At 71.9% G+C, this 24,470-nt stretch carries 17 protein-coding genes; 12 read left to right on the forward strand and 5 right to left on the reverse strand.

The features are described from left to right. Positions 1-142 precede the first annotated feature (142 nt). The 5 genes from PSEJ35_RS0109955 to PSEJ35_RS0109975 all read left to right on the forward strand — a co-directional run bounded on the left by PSEJ35_RS0109955 (position 143) and on the right by PSEJ35_RS0109975 (position 6,810). On the forward strand, positions 143-2,626 hold the full coding sequence (locus PSEJ35_RS0109955; RefSeq protein WP_198014177.1) for a DUF3857 domain-containing protein: 2,484 nt from the start codon (positions 143-145) through the stop codon (positions 2,624-2,626). Positions 2,627-2,631: 5 nt separating this feature from the next. Continuing rightward, the gene (locus PSEJ35_RS0109960) at positions 2,632-3,183 is read left to right on the forward strand and encodes a GNAT family N-acetyltransferase (protein ID WP_028917655.1); all 552 of its coding nucleotides are present in this window, start codon (positions 2,632-2,634) and stop codon (positions 3,181-3,183) included. Beyond that, a complete protein-coding gene (locus tag PSEJ35_RS0109965) occupies positions 3,180-3,839 on the forward strand; it encodes a glutathione S-transferase family protein (protein WP_037083021.1) in 660 nt (219 codons plus the stop codon). The genes PSEJ35_RS0109960 and PSEJ35_RS0109965 overlap by 4 nt, the downstream gene beginning before the upstream one ends. After that, positions 3,836-6,100 (forward strand): thiamine pyrophosphate-dependent enzyme, encoded by a 2,265-nt coding sequence (locus tag PSEJ35_RS0109970; protein WP_028917657.1) that lies wholly within the window; start codon positions 3,836-3,838, stop codon positions 6,098-6,100. Before PSEJ35_RS0109965 ends, PSEJ35_RS0109970 begins: the two co-directional genes overlap by 4 nt. A gap of 155 nt (positions 6,101-6,255) precedes the next feature. Continuing rightward, positions 6,256-6,810 carry an NADPH-dependent FMN reductase gene (locus PSEJ35_RS0109975; RefSeq protein ID WP_028917658.1) on the forward strand — a complete coding sequence of 185 codons (555 nt, stop codon included), beginning with the start codon at positions 6,256-6,258 and terminating at the stop codon, positions 6,808-6,810. A 12-nt stretch (positions 6,811-6,822) separates the two neighbouring features. Here the strand turns inward: PSEJ35_RS0109975 and ubiM are convergent, their stop codons facing one another. Further along, positions 6,823-8,052, reverse strand: coding sequence for a 5-demethoxyubiquinol-8 5-hydroxylase UbiM (ubiM, locus tag PSEJ35_RS0109980; RefSeq protein WP_028917659.1), 1,230 nt, complete (start codon positions 8,050-8,052; stop codon positions 6,823-6,825). A 232-nt stretch (positions 8,053-8,284) separates the two neighbouring features. Between ubiM and smc the strand changes: the two genes are divergently transcribed. Together smc and zipA are read left to right on the forward strand one after the other, a co-directional pair. After that, complete coding sequence (gene smc / locus PSEJ35_RS0109985) at positions 8,285-11,788, forward strand: chromosome segregation protein SMC (RefSeq protein ID WP_028917660.1); 3,504 nt, start codon at positions 8,285-8,287, stop codon at positions 11,786-11,788. A 94-nt stretch (positions 11,789-11,882) separates the two neighbouring features. After that, a complete protein-coding gene (gene zipA / locus PSEJ35_RS0109990; RefSeq protein WP_028917661.1) occupies positions 11,883-12,632 on the forward strand; it encodes a cell division protein ZipA in 750 nt (249 codons plus the stop codon). A 437-nt stretch (positions 12,633-13,069) separates the two neighbouring features. Here the strand turns inward: zipA and PSEJ35_RS0109995 are convergent, their stop codons facing one another. Then, on the reverse strand, positions 13,070-14,203 hold the full coding sequence (locus PSEJ35_RS0109995; protein ID WP_028917662.1) for a pyridoxal phosphate-dependent aminotransferase: 1,134 nt from the start codon (positions 14,201-14,203) through the stop codon (positions 13,070-13,072). A gap of 83 nt (positions 14,204-14,286) precedes the next feature. On the opposite strand from PSEJ35_RS0109995, the gene ligA reads away from it, so the two are divergent. The 5 genes from ligA to gyrA all read left to right on the forward strand — a co-directional run bounded on the left by ligA (position 14,287) and on the right by gyrA (position 22,318). Next, entirely contained in the window at positions 14,287-16,629 is a 2,343-nt protein-coding gene (ligA, locus tag PSEJ35_RS0110000) for an NAD-dependent DNA ligase LigA (protein ID WP_028917663.1), read from the forward strand. 5 nt (positions 16,630-16,634) lie between these two features. After that, positions 16,635-17,615, forward strand: coding sequence for an EF-P lysine aminoacylase EpmA (epmA, locus tag PSEJ35_RS0110005; protein WP_037083006.1), 981 nt, complete (start codon positions 16,635-16,637; stop codon positions 17,613-17,615). A 215-nt stretch (positions 17,616-17,830) separates the two neighbouring features. Further along, entirely contained in the window at positions 17,831-18,424 is a 594-nt protein-coding gene (locus tag PSEJ35_RS0110010) for a DUF3011 domain-containing protein (RefSeq protein WP_255326737.1), read from the forward strand. Between the two features lie 43 nt (positions 18,425-18,467). Continuing rightward, positions 18,468-19,526, forward strand: coding sequence for an S-methyl-5-thioribose-1-phosphate isomerase (mtnA, locus tag PSEJ35_RS0110015; RefSeq protein ID WP_028917666.1), 1,059 nt, complete (start codon positions 18,468-18,470; stop codon positions 19,524-19,526). Between the two features lie 188 nt (positions 19,527-19,714). Beyond that, entirely contained in the window at positions 19,715-22,318 is a 2,604-nt protein-coding gene (gene gyrA / locus PSEJ35_RS15980) for a DNA gyrase subunit A (protein ID WP_051412635.1), read from the forward strand. A gap of 106 nt (positions 22,319-22,424) precedes the next feature. On the opposite strand, the gene PSEJ35_RS0110025 is transcribed toward gyrA, so the two are convergent. From PSEJ35_RS0110025 to PSEJ35_RS0110035, 3 genes are all read right to left on the reverse strand, one after another. Then, the gene (locus PSEJ35_RS0110025; protein WP_028917667.1) at positions 22,425-23,405 is read right to left on the reverse strand and encodes a restriction endonuclease; all 981 of its coding nucleotides are present in this window, start codon (positions 23,403-23,405) and stop codon (positions 22,425-22,427) included. 201 nt (positions 23,406-23,606) lie between these two features. Next, a complete protein-coding gene (locus PSEJ35_RS0110030) occupies positions 23,607-24,107 on the reverse strand; it encodes a phasin family protein (protein WP_028917668.1) in 501 nt (166 codons plus the stop codon). Between the two features lie 80 nt (positions 24,108-24,187). Next, positions 24,188-24,463, reverse strand: a complete 276-nt coding sequence (locus PSEJ35_RS0110035) for a polyhydroxyalkanoic acid system family protein (RefSeq protein ID WP_028917669.1) — start codon at positions 24,461-24,463, stop codon at positions 24,188-24,190. Between the last annotated feature and the right edge of the window lie 7 nt (positions 24,464-24,470).

Below are 24,470 nucleotides of genomic sequence, written 5' to 3' on the forward strand. Positions count from 1 at the left end.
GTCCGGACGGGCCGCTGGGGGAAAAATGGGGCGCTATCGGGGATGGGCGGTAGCCTGCGTTCTGGCGCTCCTTGCTCCGGAAGGACGGGCCGCGGACTACCGCCTGGCCGATGACGCCCCGCCTGCGCCGCTGGAAGCGGTGGTGGAGGGGGCCGCCGAAACAGCGGGCGACGGGCTGCGCTACCTGGTGGTGGCCGACCACCTCGACCTCACCGGGGCACGGCCGGCCGCGTGGCGGCGCGTCGCCTACGACGTGGTGCGCGAAAGCGCGCTGGCCGAGGCCGGGACCTTCAACATCCACTACCAGCCGGCGTACCAGGACGTGGTCCTGCACGCGGTCGACGTGTCGCGCGACGGCCACCGCATCGACCGCCGCGCCGATTCGCGGATCGAGGTGCTGCGCCGCGAGTCCGGCCTGGAGTCGGGCCTGCTCGACGGCCGGCGCACGCTGTCGGTCACCATCCCGGACATCCGCGTCGGCGACCGCGTCGAGTACCGCTTCACCGTCCACGGTTACAACCCGGTCTTCGGCGAGGGCCGCCACGACTACTGGATCGCGCGCTACGGCGTGCCGATGGGCCTGCGCGAGGTGCGCATCGTCCATCCACGCGCGATGCCGTTGCGGGTCTACGCCGACGTTCCCGGCTTCGAACGCAGCGAGAGCGACGAGGGCGCGGTGCGCAGCGTGGTGCTGCGCGGCCGCGGCCTGCCGGCGGCCGAGGACGGGGATTCCACCCCGGCCGGGTACGAGCCGGGGGGTTACATCGAGGCCAGCACCGCCGCCGGCTGGGGCGAGGTGGTGCGCTGGGCGCTGCCGCTGTACCCGGGCCGTTTCCAGGACCGTGCCGTGGCCGCCGCGCTGGCGACGCAGTTGCAGCTGGACCCCGCCGATCCGGAAGGTTCGCTGCTGCGGGCGGTGGCCTTCGTCCAGGGCGAGGTCCGCTACACCGGCCTGGACATGGGCCTGAACTCGCACGCGCCCAATCCGCCGGAACTGGTCGCGCAGCGGCGCTTCGGCGACTGCAAGGACAAGACCCAGCTGCTGGTCGCGCTGCTGCGCGAAGCGGGCATCCGCGCCGAACCAGTGCTGGTCCACACCGGCCAGCGGGCGCGCCTGGCCGAGGCCTCGCCGAGCCCGCTGGCGTTCGACCATGTCATCGCGCGTGCGTACCTGCCAGAGGGCGAGGTCTGGATCGACGCGACCCGCGACCGCGAGCAGGGACCGCTGGCCGGGCGCGCGCCGCTGGGCCTGCGCCTGGGCCTGCCGGTCGCGGCAGGGTCCGCGGCGCTGGTGGAAATCCCGTACCCGTTCCCGGAGCGGCCGGAGGTCGAGGTCGAGCAGCGCCTGCGTTTCTCCGGCTCCCACCAGCAAGGCGCTGCGGATTTCGAGGTGGTCACGCTGTACGCGCCAGGGCAGGCCGAGGACATCCGTGAGCGCTTCGAAGCCAGGGGCGCCGGCAAGGTCGGCGAGGACTACCTGGCCTACATGCGTGGCTTCTACGAAGGGCTGCAAGCGCAGGGCGAGCCGCGGATCGAAGCCGAGGGCAACGGCGCCCGGGTCAGCGAGCGCTATCGCCTGGAGTGGACGGGCGAGGACGGGTTCGACGGCTTCGACATCATCCCGTTCCAGCTGCTCGACTGGGTGTCGCGCCTGCCCGACCGGATCCGGCGCACGCCGCTGGCGCTGACCGGCCCGCGGTTCGCGCGGCACACGGTGCGCAGCGAGCACCCGCATGGCTGGGAGATCGAGGCCGGCCACCAGCGCGTGGAAAACCCCTGGTTCCGCTTCGACCGCGACATCACGGTGGACGGCCGCGAGCTGGTGGTCGCCGCCGAGTGGCGGCGGCTTGCCGGCGAGGTCCCGGCCGAGGGCTACGCGCAGGCACGCACCGACCTGCTGAAGGTGCGCGACCTGCTGGGTTACAGCGTGGTCCTGGAGCCGGACGGGGAACCTTCCGCCCTCCGCGCAGTGGACCTCGCCTGGCCGGCCGCGTCGCTGGGCCTGGCTGCGGTGCTGCTGCCGCTGCTGTGGTGGCGGCGGCGCGACTGGGCGTGGGCGGGGATGATGTACCGCCCGCACAGCACCGCGGCCCTGCGCGTGGCCACCGGCGGCCTCGGCATCGGCGTCGCGATCGGTGTCGCCGTCCTGGGGCTGGAACTGGTGTTCGACACGGTGCAGATGTTCTCGAACAAGCCGGCAGCGCTGGCGCTCGGCGGGGTGCTGGGCCGGGCGGTCATCCTCGCCCTGCGCTGGCTGTTCCTGGCGTGGCTGCTGCGCGTGGTGCTGGCCGCGCTCGGGCACGACGGCGAGCCGGCGGCGATGCGCCGCGCCTTCGGCCTGTCGCTGGCGCCGATGGGCGTATGCCTGCTGCTGGCGATGGTCGCCCTGGGCTTCCGCTTCGATCTGCTCGATGCCGCGGACTTCGAGCCCGGCCAGCTGCCCTCGGTACTCGTCTTCCTGCTGATGATGCTGGCCGGCCTGGCCTGGTGGCTGCTGTCGCTGGCCGGCGCGGGCGCCGCCGTGGCCCGCGCGCCGTACCGGCGCGGCCTGCTGGCCGTGACCCTTGGCGTATTGCCGCTGGTCGTCGTGGCGTTAGTGTTGGTCTACGCCCTGCTGCCTGGATGAGGCCCATGGACACTGCCTCGCCCCGCATCGAAACCCCGCGCCTGCTGCTGCGCGTGCCGCGCCAGGAGGATTTCGAGGCGTGGGCCGCGTTCACCGCTGACGAGGAGGCCACGCGCCACATCGGTGGCCTGCAGTCGCGGCCGGTGGCATGGCGCGGGCTGGCGGCGATGGTCGGCGCCTGGCAGCTGAAGGGCTACGCGATGTTCTCGGTGATCGAGAAATCCACCGGCGAATGGGTCGGCCGCGTGGGTCCCTGGCAGCCGGAAGGCTGGCCCGGCCCGGAGGTGGGCTGGAGCATCGTGTGCAGCCGCTGGGGCCTGGGTTATGCGCCGGAAGCCGCCTCCGCGTGCATGGACTGGGTGTTCGACGTGCTCGGCTGGGACGAGGTGATCCACACCATCGCCCCGGAGAACACGAAGTCGAAGGCGGTGGCGGCCAAGCTGGGGTCGGGCTACCTGCGCATGGGGCGCCTGCCCGAGCCGATGCACGAACTGCCGGTCGAGATCTGGGGGCAATCCCGCGCGCAATGGCGCGCCCGCAAGGAGCCGCCGCGATGATCACCGTCCATGGCATGTCGATGTCGGGCAACTGCTACAAGGTGCGCCTGGCCCTGGAGCAGCTGGGCCGCCCGTACCGCTGGAACGAGGTCGACGCTCCGCGCGGCGCGACCCGCACGCCGGAATTCCTCGCGCTCAATCCCAACGGCCGGGTGCCGCTGCTGGAACTGGACGACGGCCGCGTGCTGCCGGAGTCCGACGCGATCCTGTGCTGGCTGGCCGAAGGCACGCCGCTGCTGCCTGGCGACGCCTGGCACCGTGCGCGGGCGCTGTCGTGGCTGTTCTTCGAGCAGTACAGCCACGAGCCGTATATCGCCGTGGCCCGCTTCATCCGCGGCTGGACCCCGGCCGATTCCCCGCGCCGCGCCGACCTGCCCCGCTTGCACGAGCGCGGCCACGAGGCGATGGCGGTGATGGAGCGCCACCTGCAGGAGGCCGAGTGGTTCACCGGGCCGCAGTACGGCGTGGCCGACATCGCCCTGTTCGCCTACACCCATTGCGCCGCCGACGGCGGCTTCGACCTTTCCCCGTATCCGGCGATCGACGCCTGGCTGGCGCGCGTGCGTGCCACGCCGGGCTTCGTGCCGATGCACCTCAACGACGCCGAGGCCGTCGCCCGCTTCGCGTCCGCCGACCAACCCAGAAAGACCGAATGAACGCACCCGTGATCCCCGCCTGGAAGAAGGGCATCAACCGCGCCGAAATCTGCGACCGCAACTTCACCGAGGTGGTCCGCGCCTGGTCCGGCACGCCGGCGCCGCGCCCGCGCGACGACGCGCCGGTCCTGCCCGGAAGCGCGCTGGACGCACGCGGCTTCCGCGAGCTGTTCGAGTCGCAGCTCGTCAGCCGTCACCTGGACCTGATGGCGCGCGTGCTGCGCGTGCAGAACAAGGTCTTCTACACCATCGGCAGCAGCGGCCACGAAGGCAACGCGATGGTCGCGCGGCTGACCCGCCACACCGATCCTGCGTTCCTGCACTACCGCAGCGGCGGCTTCATGGCCGAGCGCTTCCGCAAGCTGCCGGGCATGGACCCGGTGATGGATTCGGCGCTGAGCTTCGCCGCCAGCGCCGAGGACCCGGCTTCCGGCGGCCGCCACAAGGTGTGGGGCAGCAAACCTTTGTGGGTGCTGCCGCAGACCTCGACGATTGCTTCCCACCTGCCCAAGGCGCTGGGCACCGCGGTCGCCATCGAGCAGGCCCGGCGCATCGGCCACGAGCTGCCGGTGCCGGCCGACAGCATCGCCATCTGCTCCTTCGGCGATGCTTCCGCCAACCACGCCACCGCACAGACCGCGTTCAACGCCGCGGCCTGGACCGCGTACCAGAAGCTGCCGGCGCCGGTGCTGTTCGTGTGCGAGGACAACGGCATCGGCATCTCGGTGAAGACGCCGGACGGCTGGATCGGCAACCGCTTCCGCAACATGCCCGGCCTGGACTACTTCCATGCCGACGGCCTCGACCTGGCCGCAGGCTACGGCCAGGTGCAGGCGGCGGTGGAGCATTGCCGCCGCACCCGCCGGCCGACCTTCCTGCACCTGCGCACCACCCGGATCATGGGCCACGCCGGCACCGACTTCGAGATCGAGTGGCGCAGCATCGAGGAGCTGTGCGCGGTGGAGGCCACCGATCCGCTGCTGCGCAGCGCGGCGATCGCGCTGGAATCCGGGCTGATGTCGGCCGAGGAGATCCTCGAGCTGTACGAGGCCACCCGCCGGCGCTGCTTCGCCGCGGCCGAGGAGGCCGACCGCCGGCCGAAACTGTCCAGCCTGGCCGAGGTGGTCGCGCCGCTGGCGCCGTACACGCCCGACGCGGTCGCCGCCGAGGCCGCGCGTCCGGCGCCGGAGGCGGCGCGCATCGCCGCGTACGGTGGCGAGGACAAGCTGCCGGAGAAGCTGGCCCCGCGCCACTTGGCGATCCAGATCAACCAGGCCCTGCACGAGCTGATGGCCAAGTACCCGGAGACGCTGCTGTTCGGCGAGGACGTGGCGCAGAAGGGTGGCGTCTACACGGTGACCAGGGGCCTGCACAAGGCGTTCAAGGGCGCGCGCGTGTTCAACACGCTGCTGGACGAGACCATGATCCTCGGCCTGGCCCAGGGCTACGCCAACATGGGCATGCTGCCGATGCCCGAGATCCAGTACCTGGCGTACTTCCACAACGCCTGCGACCAGATCCGCGGCGAGGCCTGCTCGTTGCAGTTCTTCAGCAACGACCAGTACCGCAACCCGATGGTCGTGCGCATCGCCGGCCTGGGCTACCAGCGCGGCTTCGGCGGCCACTTCCACAACGACAACTCGATCACCGCCCTGCGCGACATCCCCGGCCTGGTGGTCGGCTGCCCGTCGCGCGGCGACGACGCGGCGACCATGCTGCGCACGCTGGCGGCGTTGGCGAAGGTCGACGGGCGGGTCGCCGTGTTCCTCGAGCCGATCGCGCTGTACATGACCAAGGACCTGTACGAGGCCGGCGACGGCCAGTGGCTGTTCCGGTACCCGGAGCAGGGCGAGGCGATGCCGCTGGGCGAGGGCCGGGTCTACGGCGAGGGCAACGACGACCTGGTCATCATCACCTACGGCAACGGCGTGCCGATGAGCCTGCGCGCCGCGCGCCGGATCGAGGCCGAGCGTGGCTGGAAGGTGCGCGTAGTCGACCTGCGCTGGCTGGTGCCCCTCAACGAGGCTTTCATCGCCGGGCAGGCGCGCAGCGCGAAGCGGCTGCTGATCGTCGACGAAGGCCGGCGCAGCGCCGGGGTGGGCGAGGGCGTGATCACCGCGATCATCGAGGGCGGCTTCGGCGCTCGTCCGTTCCGCCGCGTGGTCGGCGCCGACACCTACACGCCGCTGGCCGGTGCCGCGTTCATGGTGATCCCCGGCGAGGACGACATCGTCGCCGCGGCGAACGACCTGGCCGGCTGACTGGAAGCCCGGCGGCGGCCCGACCCGCCGCCGGGCGCCAGCCGGGGCGGGGCATGCAGGTGGAATCCGTGCGGCCACGCCCCGGCATTGGCGCCTTCACCTGGCGCCAATGCCCGCGCGCCTAGTATCCTGGGACATCCCCCGGGAGCATGGCCATGGACAAGCCAAGAGTCGCGGTATTCGTCGGCAGCCTGCGCAGCGGATCGTTCAACCGCCTGCTGGCGAAGGCCGTGGAACGGCTGGGCGAGGACCGCCTGAAGTTCGACCACGTCGATATCGGCCGGCTGCCGCTGTACAACCAGGATTTCGACCGGGAGTACCCGGCGGAGGGGCGGGCGCTGAAGGAGCAGGTGCGCGCGGCCGACGCGGTGCTGTTCGTCACCCCCGAGTACAACCGCTCCATTCCTGGCGTGCTCAAGAACGCCATCGACCTGGCCTCGCGCCCCTACGGCGACAGCGCCTTCGCCGGCCTGCCGGCGGCGGTGCTGGGCACGTCCCCCGGCGCGATCGGCACGGCGATGGCGCAGCAGCACCTGCGCAACGTGCTTTCCTGCCTGGACATGGCGGTGCTGCCGCAGCCGGAGATGTTCATCCAGTTCAAGGACGGGCTGATCGACGCCGACGGCAAGGTCACCGTGCAGGACACCCGCGAGCTCCTCGAGGATTTCGTCGACCGCTTCATCAAGTGGATCGAGCGGCAACGCGGTTGAGCGCCGCGCCGGTCAGCCCGGGCGCAGCGCCGCCAGGCCCGCGCGCAGGCGCTGCAGGGGAGTGGGATCGACCGGGCCGGCGTCGGTGAGGCCGGCGGCGAGCAGGCGCCGGAACGGCGGCACCGCGGCACTCGCGCGCAGCGCCGCGGCGCGCAGCCAGCGCGCCGGCGGACGCGCGTCGGTGTACAGCCCGACGATGGCGCGGGTCGCCTGGAACAGCGGCCAGCTGCCGCGGCGGTGGCGGCGCTCGTAGCGGGCGAGCAGGAACGGGTCGCCGAGGTCGCGGCCCTGGCGCAGCGCAGTGGCGGCCAGGTCGGACAGGCGCTCGACGCTGGCCAGGCCCAGGTTGAAGCCGTGCGCGGTGACCGGGTGCATGCCCACGGCGGCGTCGCCGGCCAGGGCCAGGCGCGGCCCGACGAGGCGGCGCGCCCAGGTCGCCACCAGCGGGTAGAGGTGGCGGCTGCCGGCCAGTTCCATCCGCCCCAGGCGGCCGCCATAGCGGCGCTCCATCTCGCGGGCGAAGGCTTCCGGCCCGGCCTGGGAGAGCGCGCGAGCCTGTTCGCCGGGCAGGGTCAGCACCGCCCCGGCCAGGTGTTCCTCCAGCGGCAGCAGGGCCAGGGTCTGGTCCAGGCCGAACCATTCCCAGGCGGCGTGGTGGTGCGGCTGCTCGTGGCGCATCCGGCACACCAGCATGCTCTTGCCGAAGTCGTGCAGGTCGGCATCGATGCCCAGTGCCCGGCGGGTCTCGGAGAAGCGGCTGTCCGCCGCGACCAGCAGGCGCGCCTGCACGGTGGTGCCGTCCTCCAGGCCGAGGCGGGCCTCGTCGGCGCCGGCGTGCACGGCCTGGATGCGCGCGCCGGCGTACAGGTCGACGCCCGGGGTTTCACGCATGGCCAGCCAGGCCGCGCGGCGGATGAGGTGGTTGGCGACCAGGTTCCCGAGCCGGTCCTCGCCGCCCTGCGGGGTCACGGTCAGCGCCTGGGCCAGGTCGCGGTCCATCACCCGCGCGCTGCGCAGCGGGAAGACCTGGTCGGCCGGGATGTGGCGCCAGGCGCCCAGCTCGTGCAGCAGGCGCATCGAAGCGTGGGTCAGGGCGATCTCGCGGCCATCGAAGGCCGGCTCCTCGAGGGCGGCCTGTGGCTGCCGTTCGACCAGGGCCACGCGCAGTCCCTGCAGGCCGAAGGCACGGGCCAGGCACAGCCCGACCGGGCCGGCGCCGACGATGGCGACGTCGTAGTGCATGTCATCCTCCTGTGGTCGGTGCAGCTTAGGCCGGGGGCCGTCGCGCCTCCCTGATCCCGATCAAGCGGCCACCAGGCTGGGAGGCCCGTCCAGACCGCTATACTGCACGGTCCGAACCCGAATTCCGGGTGGTGCCGCCTTTGTGAATCAATCACTTGCGGCGCATTCCCGATAAAACACCTTATTCCGGTGGCGCTCCTGCGCCGCGACACCCCGGGGAATCGACCGCCGCATGCGCCTGTCCACGATCAAGCTGTCCGGTTTCAAGTCCTTCGTCGACCCCACCACGCTGCACCTGCCGACCAACATGACCGGCGTGGTCGGCCCGAACGGCTGCGGCAAGTCGAACATCATCGACGCGGTGCGCTGGGTGATGGGCGAAAGCTCCGCCAGCCGCCTGCGCGGCGACTCGCTGACCGACGTGATCTTCTCCGGCTCGGCCGCGCGCAAGCCGGTCAGCCAGGCCACGGTCGAGCTGATCTTCGACAACTCCGACCACACCATCTCCGGCGAGTACGCGGCCTACAACGAGATCTCGGTCAAGCGCACGGTCAGCCGCGACGGCCAGAGCCAGTACTACCTCAACGGCACCAAGTGCCGGCGCAAGGACATCACCGACCTGTTCCTCGGCACCGGCCTGGGCCCGCGCAGCTACTCGATCATCGAGCAGGGCATGATCAGCCAGATCATCGAGGCCCGGCCCGAGGACCTGCGCATCTACCTGGAAGAGGCCGCCGGCATCTCCAAGTACAAGGAGCGGCGCAAGGAGACCGAGACCCGCATCCGCCACACCCGCGAGAACCTGGACCGCCTCAACGACCTGCGCGAGGAGGTCGACAAGCAGCTCGAGCACCTGCGCCGCCAGGCCCGCCAGGCCGAGCAGTACCAGGCGCTGGCCGCCGAGCGCAAGGTCAAGGACGCCGAATGGAAGGCGTTGCAGTTCCGCGCCCTGGACCAGCAGCTGCAGGCCCTGCGCGAGAAGCTGATGCAGGAAGAGACGAAGCTGGAGCAGATCATCGCCGGCCAGCGCGAGGCCGAGCGCGAGATCGAGACCGGCCGCGTCCGCCGCGAGGAGGCCGCCGAGGCGCTCAACGCCGCCCAGGCCGAGGTCTACAAGGTCGGCGGCGTGCTCGCCCGCATCGAGCAGCAGATCCAGCACCAGCGCGAACTGGCCAGCCGCCTGCACCAGGCGCGCGACGAGGCCGCCAGCGCGCTGGAGGAGCTGGACCGGCACATCGGCGACGACCGCCAGAAGCTGGAGGCGCTGCAGGCCTCGGTCGAGGAATCCGAGCCGCGCCTGGAGCAGTTGCGCGAGGACGACGTGTTCAAGCAGGAGGCGCTGCGCGAGGCCGAGGCCGCGCTGTCGGACTGGCAGCAGCGCTGGGAAGCCCATGGCCGCGAGGCCGCGGAGGCGTCGCGCGCCGGCGAGGTCGAACGCACCCGTGTCGACTACCTGGACCGCCAGGCGCTGGAAGCCGACCGCCGCCGCGAGGCGCTGACCGCCGAGCGCGCCGGCCTGGACCTGGAGGCGCTGGCCGAAGCCTTCGAACAGGCGCAGATCCAGCACGAGACGCAGAAGGCGGCGCTGGACACGCTCAACGAGCAGCTGGACGCGCGCAAGCAGGCGGTGTCCACGCTGCAGGAGCAGCAGCGCACCGCCCAAGCCGAACTGGCCGAGGTGCGCAAGCAGGCCCAGGCCGCGCGCGGCCGCCTGTCCTCGCTGGAAACCCTGCAGCAGGCCGCGCTGGGCCAGGAGCAGGGCGCCGCGGTGGCCTGGCTGAAGGCGCGCGGGCTGGATTCCGGCGCGCGCGTGGGCGAGCGCCTCAGCGTCGAGGAGGGCTGGGAAAACGCCGTCGAGAGCGCGCTGGGCCAGCTGATCGAAGGCGTGCTGGTCGAGGCGCCGGAAACCCTGGTCGAGGCGCTGGCCGACCTCGGCGAGGGCCGCATCGCGCTGGTCTCCGCCGAGGAAGGGGATGCCGGTTTCGCGCCGACCTCACTGGCCGCCAGGGTCCGCGGTCCGCTGGCGATCCGGCGCCTGCTGGCGCGCCTGCACGCGGCCGAGGACCTGGCCGAGGCCCGCCGCCTGCTGCCGCAGCTGGGCGAAGGCGATTCGATCATCACCCGCGCCGGCGAGCGCCTGGGCGATGGCTGGGTGCGCGTGTCGCGCCAGGGCGCCGCCAGGCAGGGCGCGCTGCTGCGCGAGCGCGAGATCCAGGCGCTGCGCGCCACCATCGAGGAACTGCAGCAGCGCGAAGCCGGGCTGGAAGAGCGCCTGGCCCAGCAGCGCGACCAGCTGCTGGCCGCCGAGCAGCAGCGCGAGGACGCGCAGCGCCAGCTCTACCTGGCCCACCGCAGCGTGTCGGAACTGGCCGGCCAGCTGCAGAGCCAGCAGGGCCGCATGGACACCGCGCGCCAGCGCATCGAACGCATCGAGAACGAACTGGCGCAGCTGGCCGAGACCCTCGACAACAGCCGCGAGCAGGCGCGCGAGGCACGTTCGCGCCTGGAGGACGCGGTCGTCCGCATGGGTGACCTCGAGGCCACCCGCCAGGCGCTGGAGGCCGAGCGCCGCCGCCTCACCGAGGCGCGCGACCTGGCCCGCGACGCCGCCCGCGCCAGCCGCGAGGCCACCCACGCCCTGGCCCTGGCGCTGGAATCGCAGCGCACCCAGGTCGCCTCGCTGATCCAGTCGCTGCAGCGCATGGACGCCCAGCGCGGGCAGCTGGACAGCCGCCTCGGCGAGCTGGCCGCGCAGCTGGCCACCGGCGATTCGCCGGTGCAGGCGCTGGAAGCCGAGCACCAGGCCGCGCTGGCCGAGCGCGTGCGCGCCGACCGCGCGCTGGGCGAGGCGCGTTCGGTGCTGGAGGGCATCGACAACGAGCTGCGCGCCTTCGAGCAGACCCGCCACCAGCGCGACGAGCAGTCGCTGGCGCAGCGCGAGCGCATCTCGCAGCTTCGGCTGGAGCAGCAGGCGCTGCAGATGAAGGCCGAACAGATCGTCCAGGCCATCACCGAGGAGGGCCTGGTGCTGGAGGACGTGGTCAACACGCTGCCGGACGTGGCCGACCCGCGCGAGTGGGAGCAGGCGGTGGGCCAGATCGAGGCCCGCATGCGCCGCCTGGAGCCGGTCAACCTGGCCGCGATCCACGAGTGCGGCGAGGCCGAGCAGCGCAAGCAGTACCTGGATTCGCAGAACGCCGACCTCACCGCGGCGCTGGAAACGCTGGAAGAGGCGATCCGCAAGATCGACCGCGAGACCCGCGGCCGCTTCAAGGACACCTTCGACCGGGTCAACTCCGGCCTGCAGGCGCTGTATCCGCGCCTGTTCGGCGGCGGCCACGCCTACCTGGAGCTGACCGGCGAGGACCTGCTGGACACCGGCGTGGCGATCATGGCGCGCCCGCCCGGCAAGCGCGTGTCCAACATCTCGCTGCTGTCCGGCGGCGAGAAGGCGATGACCGCGGTGGCGCTGGTGTTCGCGATCTTCCAGCTCAACCCGGCGCCGTTCTGCCTGCTGGACGAGGTGGACGCGCCGCTGGACGAGGCCAACGTGGGCCGCTTCACCAACATGGTGAAGGAGATGAGCGAGAAGGTGCAGTTCCTGTTCGTCAGCCACAACAAGGCGACGATGGAGGCGGCGCACCAGCTTTCGGGCGTGACCATGCGCGAGCCGGGCGTGTCGCGCCTGGTCAGCGTGGATCTGGAGGAGGCCGCGCGCCTGGCTGGCGCGGCCTGACCCGGGGACAAACGGCGGGCCGCGGCCGGGGTTTTTCCGCGGCCGCCGCTCGTGACATGCTTGCGGCTTCTGGATCCCGGGGGAGAGGCGTTACATGTCGGACAAGGACCTGCTGCGGATCGGCATCCTCGTCGTCGGCCTGCTGTTGCTGGCGGCGATGTGGTTCTTCGGTCGCAATCCGCGCAAGGAACAGCAGGGCCGTCGCCGCGAGTCGCGCGAGTCCCCGGCGATGACGCCCGAGTACGGCCGGGTGCGCCGCGAGCCGTCGCTGGAGGAGGCCGCGGCGGCGGAAGGCGAAGCGGACTACGGCGGCGAGGGCGTGACCCAGCCGGAGCTGGGCCTGCCGGCGGAGCCTGCGCGCAACAGCGACCTGGGCCGCCGCGAGAGCCAGGACTTCGACAAGATCGTGTCGCTGTACGTGGCGGCGCGCGCGGGCAGCGTGCTGCGTGGCGAGGACATCGTGGTGGCGGCGGAGAAGACGGGCATGGTCTTCGGCCACATGAACGTGTTCCACCGGCTGCTGGAGGGACATCCGGAGCGCGGGCCGGTGTTCAGCATGGCCAGCATCATGAAGCCGGGCAGCTTCGACATGGCGACGATCCGCGAACTGGAGACGCCGGCGATCGCGTTCTTCCTGACCCTGCCGGCGCCGGTGCCGGCGCTGGATGCGTGGGAGAAGATGCTGCCGACGGTGCAGCGCATGGCCGAGCTGCTCGACGGCGTGGTCCTGGACGACAGCCGCAACGCGCTGGGCCGCCAGCGCATCGCCCACATCCGCGACGAGCTGCGCGCCTACGACCGCCAGCATGAAGCCCCGCCGCTGACCAAGGCCCCGCGCTGGTAATCCCCCGCTGCGCTCCCGCCGCCCCTTGTAGAGCGGGGCTTGCCCCGCTCCAGGCCAACCGCGGCAGCAAGGGCAACAGCACGGCAACGGCACAGCAACAGCGTTGTGCTGGCGGTCTTCGGACGGAGCCGCGGCAGCGCACGGGTATCGCGCATCGCGCGGTTCCGCGTCCTGCTCCAACGCGCGACCGCGGCACATCCATGTGCCGCTTGCGCGATACCCGTGCGCTACCGCGTCTTTCGGCGCGTCCGGATCGTGGCTCCGGTTTATCGCCCTGACCCGCGCCCGGCGCCCCCGCCCGCGGCCACAGGACGCAGGCGTTCGACGGAATGCGCGCCGGTGGCGCGCAAACATGCCGTCTCACCCGTGGGGGAGTGGCTATTCGCCTCGTAGCCCGGATAAGCGGAGCGCATCCGGGAACCGGGTCCGGACTGCGGCTACCCGCCCATCACCTTCTCGAACGCCTCGCGGAACCGAGCCATCTCCTCTTCGGTTCCCACGGTCACCCGCACATGCCGCGGCATCGAGGGCCAGCTGCGCCCCACGAACACGCCGTGCTTCGCCATCGCGGCACCGAAGGCGCGGCCCTCGCCGTGGACGTCGACCATGAAGCAGTTCGCCTGGCTGGGCAGGCAGGCGTGGCCGCAGGCGGCGAGCCAGTCGACGCTGTCCTGGCGCAGACGGGCGTTGGCCGCCTTGCGCGTGGCCAGGTGTCGGGGGTGCTGGAGGCTGGCCATGCCGGCGGCCACCGCGGGCACCGGCAGGCTGTTGACGCCCTGCAGCACCAGTTTCTGCAGCAGGGACGGATGGGCCACCGCAGCGCCCAGGCGCAGTCCGGCCATGCCGTAGATCTTGGAGAAGGTGCGCAGCACCACCAGGTCGTCGCGGCCGTCGCGGACCAGGTCGAGCAGGTCGGCTTCGTCGCTGTAGTGGATGTAGGCCTCGTCGACCAGGACGATGCTGGTGGCCGGCTTGTTTGCGAGCAGCCATTCGAGCCCGGCGCGCGGCGTCGTCGAGCCGGTAGGGTTGTTGGGGTTGCAGACGTAGAGCAGGCCGGCGCCGTTCTTCGCCGCGGCGGCGGCCATGGCTTCGACGTCGTGGGCGCCGTCGCTGCGCAGCGGCACGCGGACGACCCTGGCGCCGTGGGCGCTGGCCATCTGTGCGAGGGATTCGAAGGTGGGATCGGCGGTCACCAGCGCGGACCGCGGTCCGGTGAAGGCGAGCGCTGCCGCATCCAGCGCCACTCCGGAGCCGCACCAGGTGGCCACCTGCCCGGCGTCGACGCAGTGCTGCCCGGCGAACAGGGCGGTGAACTCGTGCTGCAGGCCGAACAGGTAGCGGTGCGCGCGGTCCATCGCCTGCACGGCGGCTTCGCGCGCCTCGGGGAAGGGGCCTAGCGGGTTCTCGTTGTAGTTCAGCAGTACCGCACCGGGAGCATCCATGCCGGCGATCGGCGGCGGCAGTTGCGCCCTGGCCGGGCCGGTGGCGCCCAGCAGTGGAGCCAGTCCGGCGGTGGCGAGGCTGCAGGCCGAGAGGCCGAGGAAGTGGCGACGGCTGAGCGGCTGGACCATGGGCGCGGGGCGGTGGCTTCGCAAGGGTCCACGCATGCTGGACCTCACGGGCGATCGCGGCAAGCGCCGGTAGAATCGTGGCCATGAACGACACCCCCGCCAGCCGCGCCGCCGAGCTCCGGCGCCGCATCGAAGACGCCAACCGCCGCTACCACCAGCTCGACGCGCCGGACATCACCGACGCCGAATACGACGCGCTGGTGCGCGAGCTCGAGACCCTGGAAGCCGCGCATCCGGAACTGGCCGTGCCCGATTCGCCAACCCGCCACGTTGGCGCCGCGCCGTCGGGCCGCTTCGCGCCGGTGGTCCATGCGGTGCCGATGCTGTCGCTGGGCAATGCCTTCAGCGACGAGGAAGTAGCCGACTTCGTGCGCCGCATCCGCGAACGCCTCGGCCGCGAGGAGCTGGTGTTCTCCGCCGAGCCGAAGCTCGACGGCCTGGCGATCAGCCTGCGCTACGAGGACGGGGTGTTCGTGCAGGGCGCGACCCGCGGCGACGGCGCCACCGGCGAGGACGTCACCGCCAACCTGCGCACCATCGCGGTCATCCCCAAGCGGTTGCAGGGCAGCGGCTGGCCGAAGCTGCTGGAAGTGCGCGGCGAGGTCTACATGGCCCGCGCCGACTTCGAGCGCTGGAACGAGCATGCGCGCCTGCACGGCGGCAAGGTGCTGGCCAATCCGCGCAACGGCGCGGCCGGTTCGCTGCGTCAGCTGGATCCGAAGCTGACCGCGCAGCGCCCGCTGAGCTTCTACGCCTACGGCATCGGCCTGGTCGATGGCGGCGCGCTGCCGGACACGCATTCCGGCACCTTGGTGAAACTGCGCGAGTGGGGTTTCCCGGTCAGCGACCTGGCCACCGTGGTGACCGGCGTGGACGGCCTGCTCGGCTACTACCGCCGCATCGGCGAGGCCCGCGACGGCCTGGCCTTCGACATCGACGGGGTGGTCTACAAGCTGGACGACTATGCCGGCCAGCGCGAGATGGGCTTCGTCTCGCGCGCGCCGCGCTGGGCCATCGCGCACAAGTTCCCCGCGCAGGAACAGACCACGGTGGTCGAGTCGATCGAGATCAACGTCGGCCGCACCGGTGCGGTCACTCCCTGGGCGCTGATGCAGCCGGTGCAGGTGGGCGGGGTCACCGTCACCCGCGCCACCCTGCACAACGCCGACCACGTGGCGCGCCTGGACGTGCGCAATGGCGACACGGTGATCGTGCGCCGCGCCGGCGACGTGATCCCGGAAGTCGTGCAGGTCGTGGTCGACCGCCGGCCGCCGGATGCGCAGCCGTGGGCGATGCCGGCCAACTGCCCGGTCTGCGGTTCGGAGCTGGTGCGCGAGGAGGGCGCGGCGGTCTGGCGCTGCTCGGGCGAGCTGAGCTGCCCGGCGCAGCGCGTGCAGACCGTGCTCCACTTCGCCTCGCGCCGGGCGATGGACATCGACGGCCTCGGCGAGCGCTACATCGAGTCGCTGTCGGACTTCGGCTACCTGCAGGACGTGTCGGACCTGTACCGGCTGACCCTCGATGACCTGCTGGAGATGAAGCGCCGCGCCGACGAGCGCGACGGCACCACCCCGGAGACGGTCAAGGCCGGCAAGGTCGCCACCAGGTGGGCCGACAACCTGATCGAGGCGATCGACCGCAGCCGCCAGACCACCCTGGCGCGTTTCCTCTATGCGCTGGGCATCGAGCACGTGGGCGAGAGCACGGCCAAGGCGCTGGCGCAATGGTTCGGCGACCTTGGACTGATCCGCCACCTGCCGTGGCCGCTGTTCAAGCGCGTGCCGGACATCGGTGGCGAGGTCGCGCGGGCGATCGGCCACTTCCTCGACCAGCCCGGCAACCAGCAGGTGATCGACCGCCTGCTCGAACGCGGCGTGCGCATCGGCGACAGCCATCCGCCCAGCCCGAAGCTGGCCGACGGCCTGGACCTGGCCACGCTGCTGGTGGACCTGGAGATCCCGCGGATCACCCCGCTGCGCGCCGGCCAGCTGGCCGGCGCCTTCGCCGACGCGCAGGCGCTGCTGGACGCGCCGGTGCACAACCTGGTCACCGCCGGCCTGCCGTCCGAAGCGGCCAGCGCGCTGGTCGCGTGGCTGGAAGAGGGCGAGAACGCGGCGCTGCTGCTGCGTTCGGCGCAGGCCCAGCAGCGCCTGCGCGAACTGCTGCCGGTCGCCGCGTCGACGGGCGGCGGGCCGCTGGAAGGCAAGACCGTGGTCCTCACCGGCACGCTGTCGTCGATGAGCCGCGACGAGGCCAAGGAGAAGCTCGAGGCGCTGGGCGCCAAGGCCGCCGGCAGCGTGTCGAAGAAGACCAGCTTCGTGGTCGCCGGCGAGGCGGCCGGTTCCAAGCTGGCCAAGGCCGAGGAGCTGGGCATCGAGGTCTGGGACGAGGCGCGCCTGCTGGCCTTCCTGGAGCAGCATTCGTGACCGGGATGGACGCCGGCGCCGACTGGCGGCCCAGCGCGGACCTGGAGGCGCTGCGCCTGCGCGCGCGCCTGTACGCGCTGGTGCGCGGTTTCTTCGCCGGGCGAGGCGTGCTGGAAGTGGAAACGCCGGTGCTTTCGGAGGCCGGCAATACCGAGCCGAACATCGAGAGCTTCACCACCAGCTTCACCGGGCATCGCGACGCCGGTTCGCCGCAGCGCTGGCTGCGCACCTCGCCGGAATACCCACTCAAGCGCCTGCTGGCCGCCGGCATCGGCGACTGCTACGAGCTGGGCCGGGTGTTCCGCAACGGCGAGGCCGGCGGCCGCCACAACCCCGAGTTCACCATGCTCGAGTGGTACCGGGTCGGCTGGGACCACCTGCGCCTGGCCGACGAGACCGTGGAGCTGGTGCAGGCGGCGCTGGCCCTGGCCGGGCGCCGCGCGGAGGTGGTGTCGACCACCTACCGCGCACTGTTCCTGGACGGCGCCGGCGTCGATCCGTTCGCCGCCGGCGATGCGCAGCTGCGCGAGGCGCTGGGCAATGTCGGCATCGACGGGGAAGGCCTGTCGCGCGACGACTGGCTGGACCTGCTGATGAGTCACCGCATCCAGCCGCATTTCCCCGCCGACCGCATCACCGTGGTCCACGACTGGCCGGCTTCGCAATGCGCGCTGGCGAAGATCCGCCCCGGCGATCCGCCGGTGGCCGAGCGCTTCGAGCTGTACCTGGGGCGCTTCGAGCTGGCCAACGGCTACCACGAGCTGACCGACGCGGCCGAACAGGAAGCGCGCTTCCGCCGCGACCTGGAACGTCGTGCGGCGCGCGGCGCGCTGCGCCCGCCGGTCGACGCGCGCCTGCTGGCGGCGTTGCGCGCGGGCATGCCCGACTGCGCCGGCGTCGCCCTGGGCATCGAGCGCCTGCTGATGGCCCTGTCCGGGAGCGACCGGATCGCGCCGGTCCTGGCCTTCGAGTTCGCCAGGGCCTGAACTCCATGCGGCCGGTTCTTCCGTTCACCGTGGCTTGCACGGTGCCGGCGACAATGGCGCCAGGCTACGTACCTGGAGGGGGGATGCAGGCAGGGCACGGCAATCGGCATCGCAAGGCATGGCCGCTGGCGCTGGCGCTGGCCTGTGCGCCGGCGTGGGCCGCAACCGGTGAGCCGCCGGCCGCCCAGGCCGCGCCGCCCGTCGCGCCCTCGGGCATCGTGCGTTGCGAAGCCGACGGCATGCACCGGGTGCATTGCCCGATGGATACCTCCGCCGGCGTGCACCTGGTCCGGCAGCTGTCGGACAGCTCCTGCATCCGCAATACCGACTGGGGCGTGGACCTGGCTGGCGTCTGGGTGGCGCGCGGCTGCCGCGCCGAGTTCGCCGCGCCCCTGCAGGGCGGCCGCGTGGTCCGCAGCGTGGTGCGCTGCGAGTCCCGTGGCACGCCCGAATCGTGTGCCGTCGCGCTGCGCGGCGCGCCGGTGCGGCTGCTGCGGCAGACCTCGGCGCTGCCGTGCCGTCTCGGCGAGAGCTGGGGCTTCGGGCGCAATGAGGTCTGGGTGTCGCGCGGCTGCAAAGGCGAGTTCGAGGTCGGCGACCGCGAAGCCGGCTTCCCGCCGGGCGAGCGCCTCCTGGTGTGCGAATCCAAGGGCAACCGCAAGCGCTTCTGCGGCACCACCATCGAGCACGGCGCGCGCCTGTTGCGCCAGCTCTCCGGCAAGGTCTGCGAGGAAGGGCGCAGCTGGGGCTGGGACCAGGAGGGCATCTGGGTCGACGACGGTTGCCGCGCGCAGTTCGCGGTGGAGTGACGCCTCGCGCCGGCGCCGTGGCGCCGGCGGGTAGAATGGCGGCATGGAAACCGGCTTCGACTTCGACCGCTACGACCACGTCCGTCCGATCCTGTGGACTGGCGACGCCCTGGAACTGCTGGACCAGCGCAAGCTGCCGTTCCGGATCGAACACGTCGCCTGCCACGACAGCGACGCGGTGGCCGCCGCGATCCGCGACCTGGTCGTGCGCGGCGCGCCGGCGATCGGCATCGCCGCGGCCTGGGGTGTGGTGCTGGCCGCGCGCGGCGTCGACGTGGCCGACGGCGCCGAAGCGGCCGCCAGGCTCGAACCGGCGCTGCAGCGGCTCAACGCCGCCCGGCCGACCGCGGTCAACCTGGCCTGGGCGCTGGCGCGGATGCGCCGTGCCCTGGCGGGCGCCGGCGCCGACTGGCGCGAGCTGGTCGAACGCGAGGCCAAGGCCATCGCCGACGAGGACCTGGCCGCCAACCGGCACATGGGCGCGCTGGGCGCGGCCCTGATCGAACCGGGCAGCGGCGTGCTGACCCACTGCAATACCGGCTCGCTGGCCACCGCCGGCTTCGGCACCGCGCTGGGCGTGATCCGCGCAGGCATGGCCGGCGGCCGCATCGCCCGCGTCTTCGCCGGCGAGACCCGGCCGTGGCTGCAGGGCGCGCGCCTGACCGTGTGGGAGCTGCAGCAGGACGGCATCGACGCGACCCTGATCGCCGATTCGGCCGCCTCGCACCTGATGAAGACCGGCGCGGTGCAGTGGGTCGTGGTCGGCGCCGACCGCATCTGCGCCAATGGCGACACCGCCAACAAGATCGGCACCTACCAGCTGGCCATCGCCGCCCGCCACCATGGGGTGAGGTTCATGGTCGTGGCCCCGTCCTCGACCGTGGACCTGGACACCCCCGATGGCGACGCCATCGAGATCGAGCAGCGCGACCCCGGCGAGCTGTACGGCGTGGGCGGGGTGCGTACGGTGGCCGAGGGCGTGGCCGCCTGGAACCCGGTGTTCGACGTGACCCCGGCCTCGCTGATCGACGCGATCGTGACCGAGAAGGGCGTGGTCACCGCGCCGGATCCGGCACGGATGCGGGCCCTGTTCGCGGCCTGAGGGGCGCCACCCGCCGGAAGCTTGGCCCGGGCCGCCGTCGCGGTGGCGCAAGTGCTTGTTTCTGCGTGGAAATGCGGCTCCGTGTGGGGCCGCTTTGTGGTAGAATCGACCGGTTGCGCGGAGGCCTCCGCGCAGCGCCCCGGCGGTTGCTGCCGGCGGCGCCACGAAGAACCTGAAGAAGAGCCCTGATGACCGATCTCGCCAAAGAAATCATCCCGGTCAACCTCGAGGACGAAATGCGCCGCAGCTACCTCGATTACGCGATGAGCGTGATCGTGGGGCGCGCGCTGCCGGACGTGCGCGACGGTCTGAAGCCGGTGCACCGCCGCGTGCTGTACGCGATGAACGAGCTGGGCGCGCACAGCAACAAGCCGTACTACAAGTCCGCGCGCATCGTCGGCGACGTCATCGGCAAGTACCACCCGCACGGCGACCAGTCGGTGTACGACACCCTGGTGCGCATGGCGCAGCCGTTCTCGCTGCGCTACCTGCTGGTGGACGGCCAGGGCAACTTCGGCTCGGTCGACGGCGACTCGGCCGCGGCCATGCGTTACACCGAGGCGCGCATGGCGCGCATCACGCACGAGCTGATGGCGGACATCGACAAGGAAACCGTCGACTTCCAGCCCAACTACGACGAGAAGGAACTGGAGCCGACGGTCATGCCGACCCGGTTCCCGAACCTGCTGGTCAACGGCTCGGCCGGTATCGCCGTCGGCATGGCCACCAACATCCCGCCGCACAACCTCACCGAGGTGGTCAACGGCCTGCTGGCCCTGATCGACGATCCGGAGCTGGACGTCGACGGCCTGATGCAGTACATCCCGGGCCCGGATTTCCCCACCGCCGGCATCATCAACGGCGTCGGTGGCATCCAGCTGGCCTACCGCACCGGCCGCGGCCGCGTGCGCATGCGCGCCAGGGCCGAGATCGAGGTGGCCGACAACGGCCGCGAGTCGATCATCGTCACCGAGATCCCGTACCAGGTGAACAAGGCGCGGCTGATCGAGAAGATCGCCGAGCTGGTCAAGGAAAAGAAGATCGAGGGCATCTCGGAGCTGCGCGACGAGTCCGACAAGGACGGCATGCGCATCTACATCGAGGTCAAGCGCGGCGATTCGGCCGAGGTGGTGCTCAACAACCTGTACCAGCAGACCCAGCTGGAGTCGGTGTTCGGCATCAACATGGTCGCGCTGGTCGATGGCCGCCCGCAGCTGGTCAACCTCAAGCAGATCCTCGAGGCCTTCCTGCGCCACCGCCGCGAGGTGGTGACCCGCCGCACCATCTTCGAGCTGCGCAAGGCGCGCGCCCGCGCCCACGTGCTGGAAGGCCTGACCGTCGCGCTGGCCAACATCGACGAGATGATCGAGCTGATCAAGACCTCGGAGAACCCGCAGGTGGCCAAGGAGCGCATGCTCGGCCGCACCTGGGAGCCGGGCCTGGTCGGCGCGCTGCTGGCCGCCACCGGCGCCGAGGCCTCGCGCCCGGACGACCTGCCGGCCGGCGTCGGCCTGGTCGACGGCCGCTACCAGCTCACCGACGTCCAGGCCCAGCAGATCCTGGAGATGCGCCTGCACCGCCTGACCGGCCTGGAGCAGGACAAGCTGACCGAGGAGTACCGCCAACTGCTGGACACCATCCGCGGCCTGATCGAGATCCTCGAGGATCCGGACGTGCTGCGCGAGGTGATCCGCACCGAGCTGGGCGCGCTGAAGGCCGAGTACGGCGACGAGCGCCGCAGCGAGATCCGCGCCAGCGAGGAGGACCTCGACATCCTCGACCTGATCGAGCCGGAAGACGTGGTCGTGACCCTGTCGCACGCCGGCTACGCCAAGCGCCAGCCGGTGTCGGCCTACCGCGCGCAGAAGCGCGGCGGCCGCGGCCGCGCCGCGGCGGCGACCAAGGACGAGGACTTCATCGACCGGCTGTGGCTGGTCAACACCCATGACACGCTGCTGACCTTCACCAGCAGCGGCAAGGTGTTCTGGCTGCCGGTGCACCAGCTGCCGGAGGCCGGCTCCAACGCGCGCGGCCGCCCGATCATCAACTGGATCCCGCTGGAGGAGGGCGAGAAGGTCCAGGCGGTGCTGCCGGTGCGCGAGTACGCCGAAGGCTTCTACGTGTTCTTCGCCACCCGCAACGGCACGGTGAAGAAGACCCCGCTGACCGAGTTCGCCTTCCGCCTGGCGCGCGGCAAGATCGCCATCAACCTCGACGAGGGCGACGCGCTGGTCGATGTCGCGCTCACCGACGGCGGCCGCGACATCATGCTGTTCGCCAGCAACGGCAAGGCCGTGCGCTTCGACGAGAGCGAGGTGCGCGCGATGGGCCGCACCGCCACCGGCGTGCGCGGCATCCGCCTGGCCGAGGGCGAGCGCGTGGTCAGCCTGGTGGTGCCGCAGGGCGAGGGCGACATCCTCACCGTGTCCGAGCGCGGCTACGGCAAGCGCACCCCGCTGTCCGAGTACCCGAAGAAGGGCCGCGGCACCCAGGGCGTGATCGCGATCCAGACCACCACCCGCAACGGCCAGCTGGTCGGCGCGATCCAGCTGTCGGAACAGCACGAGGTGCTGCTGATCTCCGACGGTGGCACCCTGGTCCGCACCCGCGCCGCGGAGATCTCCCAGGTCGGCCGCAACACCCAGGGCGTGACCCTGATCCGCCTGGCCGAGGGTGAGTCGCTGCAGGCGGTCGAGCGCGTCGACGCCTCGCTGGACGACGAGGAGGATGCCGGCACCGCGCGCGTCGACGCGGGCGATTCCCTCGCCGGGGACGCCGCGCCGCAGGCCTGATCGCGGCACAGCGCTGTAAACGCGGAAGCCGGCCCCAGGGCCGGCTTCTGCTTTATGCGGCTTCGGCAGCCGCGAGGTGTGTTCGCGCGCGCAGGGGCGCGCGCGGTCACATCGTCCGGCACTGCCTCCAGCGCACCGGCTCGTCGGTGCCCGGGCGCGGGTTGAGCTGCACGCGCACCGTGCGCAGCGACGGGTAGCGTTCCAGTTCGCCGCAGATGAACGGCCAGACGATCTTGTCGGTGGCCGTGCGCTCGACCACCAGGGTGGCGCGGGTCAGCCAGTAGGCGCGGGTGATGCCCGGTACGTTGTTGAGCGTGCGCGCGATTTCGGCCTGGTAGCGCGCCTCGGTGGGCGCGTCGGGGTTGTCCTCGATGGCCTTGCCGGTCACCGGATCCGTCGCGGCCTGCTCCGCCAGCGCCGGCTGCGCGGGCGTGGGCGCGGCGGCCGGCGGCGCCGCGGCCTGCGTGGCGGTGGCAGGCGCCGCGTCTTCCTGGGCCAGCCGCGGCAGCAGTACCGCGACGGCCAGGCCCAGCGCGATCGAGCCGGCCACGGCCACGGCGGTCTGCCGCTTGGCCTCGGCGACGGTCCTCGCGGCGATGCCGGCGGTGGTTTCCTGGGGCAGGAACGGCTTGAGCAGCGGCCACAGCCGACGGCCGTCGATGATCTCGATGCCGCGCTCGGCGGCGGCGGCAAGCGCCTCGCGGCCCGCCCGGCCTTCGGTGAGCAGGATGCCGGCGCGTGCGCCGGTCAGCTCCATGCCCGCGGCCAGTTCGTCGACCGCGGCCACGCCGAGGCGATAGGCCATGCCGTGCTTGCACGACAGCAGCCAGCGGCTGTCGCCGTCGGTCATCAGCAGCTGGCTGCTGGCGGGATCGCTGCTGCTGTCGGCATGCATGGCCACGTCGCGCAGGCCACGCTGCTGCATGGCCTGGCCGATGAGGGTGGCGATCTCGCGCCAGCGCAGGTTCGCCAGTGCGCGCAACCCTGCGTCGAGTTCCTTCTCGGGGCGGCGGACCAGCCACAGGTGCGCAATGGACGCCGTCGCCACGAGCGCGGCGAGCGCAAGTCCCACAGTCCACGACGACATGACTACCCCTGTTCCGGCCCCTGTGCAGGGCGGATTGTTACACGGCCGCGGTCCGCTATTGCTAAGACGAAAGTGGCCCGCCAGTCCGGGAGCCGAGAGGGGAGGGGAGCAAACGGCAGGTGGACTGGCGGGCCGGTTCCGATTCTGCCGCAGAGCGTTGTGCCCTGCAACAATCCGCCGGCCGGGCTGCGGAAAATGCCTTTATGGACCGGTATTTACCGACGGAGGCGGCGAAGGCGGCGAAGGCGGGGCGGCGGCCTCGGCCGGGCGCGAGCGCTGCAGCTCGCGGGTCAGGGCGTCGATGCGCGCGCCCAGGGCGTCGATGTCGTCCCGGGTCGGCACGTCGAGGTCGCGCAGGGCCTGCTGGACCCGGTGCTCGAAGGCGCGGCCGACGCTCTCCCAGGCCTCGCCGGCGCGGGCCTGGGCCCTGCCCACGGCCGCGTCCAGGCTCTGGCGCAGGCCCTCCAGGCGGCTGGCAGCGCTGGCTCCCTGCGGGGATCCGGTGCCTTCGCCGACCTGGCGGCCCTCCTCGGCGAGCTGTTCGAACAGGCGGCTGCCCTCGGACTCCGCGCGCGCCAGCGCGCCGATGCCGGCCAGCCAGACCTGGTGGGCGTTGTCGCCGAGCTCGCGGGCGATCCGTGCCGCCTGCGCCTGCAGCTCGGACACACTGGCGAAAGTGGCGTTGCGGGGTTCAGCGCTCATATCCGCTCCTCTGCTGTGACGGGTGCCACGCCAGTGTGGGCAGGCCGCCGATAAGAGGGCGTGAGGCTCGCCGGCGAACGTCAGTCTAGGCGCTCGGCGAGCACGCGGCGGATTTCCGATTCGACCTGGCCGCGCAGCGCCGACAGCAGGAAACCGAGCTCGGCGCTCACCTGCACCTGCCCCGGCAGCAGCGTCACCACGCCCTTGAAGCCGGGGCCGCTGAGGTCGACCGCGTCGCCGCGCCAGTCCGCCGCCACGCCGAAGCGCTCGCGCAGCTGCGCGGCGATGCCGTCGACGATGCGCCGGGCTTCTACGCCGCTGCGCTGGTGTGGATGCTGGATGTCGATGCGGGCCATGCAGGTT

It is taken from the genome of Pseudoxanthomonas sp. J35, from assembly GCF_000513995.1.
Taxonomy (GTDB): Bacteria; Pseudomonadota; Gammaproteobacteria; order Xanthomonadales; family Xanthomonadaceae; genus Pseudoxanthomonas.

Excerpts from the sequence above, each read along its gene's own strand:
- PSEJ35_RS0109965 (WP_037083021.1), top strand. The coding sequence starts at position 3,180 with ATGATCACCGTCCATGGCATGTCGATGTCGGGCAACTGCTACAAGGTG.
- gyrA (WP_051412635.1), top strand. The coding sequence starts at position 19,715 with ATGACCGATCTCGCCAAAGAAATCATCCCGGTCAACCTCGAGGACGAA.
- PSEJ35_RS0110035 (WP_028917669.1), bottom strand. The coding sequence starts at position 24,463 with ATGGCCCGCATCGACATCCAGCATCCACACCAGCGCAGCGGCGTAGAA.
- mtnA (WP_028917666.1), top strand. The coding sequence starts at position 18,468 with ATGGAAACCGGCTTCGACTTCGACCGCTACGACCACGTCCGTCCGATC.
- epmA (WP_037083006.1), top strand. The coding sequence starts at position 16,635 with ATGGACGCCGGCGCCGACTGGCGGCCCAGCGCGGACCTGGAGGCGCTG.
- ubiM (WP_028917659.1), bottom strand. The coding sequence starts at position 8,052 with ATGCACTACGACGTCGCCATCGTCGGCGCCGGCCCGGTCGGGCTGTGC.
- PSEJ35_RS0109960 (WP_028917655.1), top strand. The coding sequence starts at position 2,632 with ATGGACACTGCCTCGCCCCGCATCGAAACCCCGCGCCTGCTGCTGCGC.
- smc (WP_028917660.1), top strand. The coding sequence starts at position 8,285 with ATGCGCCTGTCCACGATCAAGCTGTCCGGTTTCAAGTCCTTCGTCGAC.
- PSEJ35_RS0109970 (WP_028917657.1), top strand. The coding sequence starts at position 3,836 with ATGAACGCACCCGTGATCCCCGCCTGGAAGAAGGGCATCAACCGCGCC.
- PSEJ35_RS0110025 (WP_028917667.1), bottom strand. The coding sequence starts at position 23,405 with ATGTCGTCGTGGACTGTGGGACTTGCGCTCGCCGCGCTCGTGGCGACG.
- ligA (WP_028917663.1), top strand. The coding sequence starts at position 14,287 with ATGAACGACACCCCCGCCAGCCGCGCCGCCGAGCTCCGGCGCCGCATC.
- zipA (WP_028917661.1), top strand. The coding sequence starts at position 11,883 with ATGTCGGACAAGGACCTGCTGCGGATCGGCATCCTCGTCGTCGGCCTG.
- PSEJ35_RS0110030 (WP_028917668.1), bottom strand. The coding sequence starts at position 24,107 with ATGAGCGCTGAACCCCGCAACGCCACTTTCGCCAGTGTGTCCGAGCTG.
- PSEJ35_RS0109975 (WP_028917658.1), top strand. The coding sequence starts at position 6,256 with ATGGACAAGCCAAGAGTCGCGGTATTCGTCGGCAGCCTGCGCAGCGGA.
- PSEJ35_RS0109995 (WP_028917662.1), bottom strand. The coding sequence starts at position 14,203 with ATGGTCCAGCCGCTCAGCCGTCGCCACTTCCTCGGCCTCTCGGCCTGC.